Source organism: Dietzia sp. CW19, from assembly GCF_014145265.1.
GTDB classification, from domain to species: domain Bacteria; phylum Actinomycetota; class Actinomycetes; order Mycobacteriales; family Mycobacteriaceae; genus Dietzia; species Dietzia natronolimnaea.
The window spans coordinates 1-2694 of sequence record NZ_JAALEE010000055.1 but is presented as its reverse complement, the minus strand read 5'-3'; the positions used below and the strand labels follow the sequence as shown (position 1 = coordinate 2694).

Genomic DNA, 2694 nt, shown 5'->3' with positions numbered 1-2694 from the left:
TCGGCGCGCGCGGTGGTGCACGACCTGGGGCCGGTGCTCGACGCCGCAGACCGCACCCACGCCACGCGGCTGGCGGTGGTGCGCGGTGAGCTCGACACCGAACCCAGCCGGATCGGCGAATGCCGCACCTGCCCCTGGTGGGAGGGCTGGGACGATCGGGACGGGCCCGTCGAGGGCTGCCGTGACCGGCTCGTCGTGGCCGATGACGTCAGTCTCGTCGTCGGCGGCGGACAGGTCGGGTCGCTGAGGGCCCGGGGGATCCGGACGGTCGCGGAGTTGGCGGAGGCCGGACCGGACCGGCCCACGGACTGGAACGGCGAGCCGTTCTCGGACGCGGTCCTGCGGGCGAGGGCACACCGCGACGGTGAGGTGGTGGTTCCCAAGGTGGCGCGGCCGAGCATTCCGCGTGCGGATATCGAGGTGGACGTCGACCTGGAGAGTCACCTCGACGACGGCGCCTATCTGTGGGGGACCCTGCTCACGCTGAGGGACGGGCGGCCCCTGGAGGCCGAGGGCTACAGGCCGTTCGCCACCTGGGCGCGGTTGCCGGATCCGGACGAGGGGCGGTCGTTCGCGGAGTTCTGGCGCTGGCTCACCGGCATCCGCGACCGGGCGGCCGGGCAGGGGCGGTCGTTCCGGGCCTACTGCTATTCACGGTCCGCGGAGAACGGGTGGCTGCTCTCGTCGGCCGGCAGGTTCGGCCCGGCGGGCACCGTCGCCGTCATCAAGGGGGTCCCCTCGGTCGCCGAGGTCAGGCGCTTCATCTCCTCCTCTCTCTGGGTCGACGTCCACGAGGCGGTCACCACCCAGTTCGTCTCCACCTCGGGCCTCGGGTTGAAGGTGGTCGCCCCGGCCGCCGGGTTCACGTGGCGGGATCCCGAGGCGGGCGGCGAGGCCTCGCTCGGCTGGTACCGCGACGCACAGGCGGCGCGGGGCGTCGAACGGGACGCCGGCCGCGACCGCATCCTCGCCTACAACGAGGACGACGTCCGGGCCACTCGAGCTGTGCGGGAGTGGATCTCCCGCTCGAGCTGGGGCGGCCACCAGCTCTGAACGTATGTCTACTTCGGCGTTGGACCCCTCATGCGCGGGCATTCTCCCGGTGGTCGCGCGGGGTGTTCACGGCGGAATGATAAGAATTGTTAAGTATCGCCGAAGTGTCGGCGTTTCTCCCGAAAGGAATACTGACTTATGACGAGGCACATCCGCGCCGCCGCGGCCCTTGGCGTCTCCGCGCTCGCCCTGTCCGGTGGAGTGGGGCTGGCGCACGCTCAGTCCTCCGCCCTCGGCTCGGCCGAGGAGGAAACGGGGGTCGTCGACCCCGGACTGATCGACACCTCGGGCTCCGCGCTGCTCGGCGAGCCGACTTTCGGCAGCCTCGCCCCGGTCGTGTCGCAGGGCGTGGGCTCGGTCAACGAGGCAACGGGTTCCGACGCAGTGAGTCCCGCGCCGGGTACCGGGTCGGTGGACACCACCGGCTCCCTCGTCGGTGAGCCCACCTCGGGGTCGCTGGCGCCGGCGGTGGCGTCGGTGGGCGGCGCACTGGGCTCCGATGAGGGCCCGGCGATCGTCATCGGCTCCGATGACGGTACCGACTCACTCGGAGGATCCGGTTCGCTCGGGCCGGTGCTGCTCGTCGGCGGTTCCGCCGCCGTCATCGGTGCGGGCATCTACTTCGCGCCGCAGATCGAGCAGGCGTTGGCGGGCGCGGGCATAGCGCTCCCGCCTTTGCCCCGGGCCTGATCGCCTGATCGTCGGCACCTAGTCAGTCAGGCACCACCGCGCGCCGAGCGGGGCTCGCTCCTCAGATTGATGGGGGACCCGCTCGGCGCTCGCAACAGTTCGTGGGGCGAGTCCGAGGCTTGGGTTTTCCCCGCTCCTCCGGTAGTAGCCCTGAGCTCAGTAGTAGCCCTCAGTTCCGTCAGGGCGACTCAAGCGCTGCAAATCCTCGCGCCATAGACGGTGGTCACTTCAGGTCATGCATCTGCCGCCCAAGCGGTTATGAGAACACACCCTAACTAATTTTTAATTAAGTTCACGCCGTTCAATGCCTGAAAAGGCGGTTAGAGTGTGGTGAGCGCGGTCGGGACCGGTCCGCGTAACACTGTTCCGACACCGTCAAGCACCCCCCGGGGTGGTCCGGCCACGAGCCTCCGCGCCTGGGAACACGTTCCACACGAGGAGACACAATGACGTTCACCCCCCGCAAGGCCGCTGCCGTCGCCGCCGCCGCTGCTCTGGCCATCTCGGGCGCTACTGGTGTCGCCAACGCACAGTCACTGGGTTCAGGCGAGGATTCGACGGGCTCGGGTGGCACGGGTTCGCTAGCCGCCTACGGCCTTTCCCCCGATGCGGGTTCGCTGCTGCAGCCTGTCGACGCGACCGGTAACGGCTCCCTCGACACCGAGGGGTCCCTCATCGGCGAGCCGACCACTGGCTCGCTGGCGGGTTCGCTTTCCGAGGCCATTGCCTCGTCTGGTGTCAATTCCCTTAGCCCTGCTCCCGGCACTGGCTCCGTCGACACCACGGGTTCCGCGTCCATCGGGGAGCCCACCACCGGCTCACTGGCCCCGATCTATGCCCCGTCGCGGGCTCGCTCGGAATTGACCAGGGGATTACCACGGTCCTGGGTTCGGTCGAGGGCTCCGTCGGGAGCACGGCCGGGTCGCTCCCCGGCGGGTCCCTCGGTGCCGG

2 protein-coding genes are annotated in these 2694 nt (G+C 69.9%); both read left to right on the top strand.

Features of this window, described 5'->3' with window-relative positions; translation table 11 throughout:
• Positions 1–1053 (top strand): TM0106 family RecB-like putative nuclease (locus tag G6021_RS01985; protein ID WP_182640562.1); only part of this gene is annotated, 1053 nt, incomplete at its 5' end.
• 138 nt (positions 1054–1191) lie between these two features.
• On the top strand, positions 1192–1743 hold the full coding sequence (locus tag G6021_RS01980; RefSeq protein ID WP_182640561.1) for a hypothetical protein: 552 nt from the start codon (positions 1192–1194) through the stop codon (positions 1741–1743).
• Positions 1744–2694 lie beyond the last annotated feature (951 nt).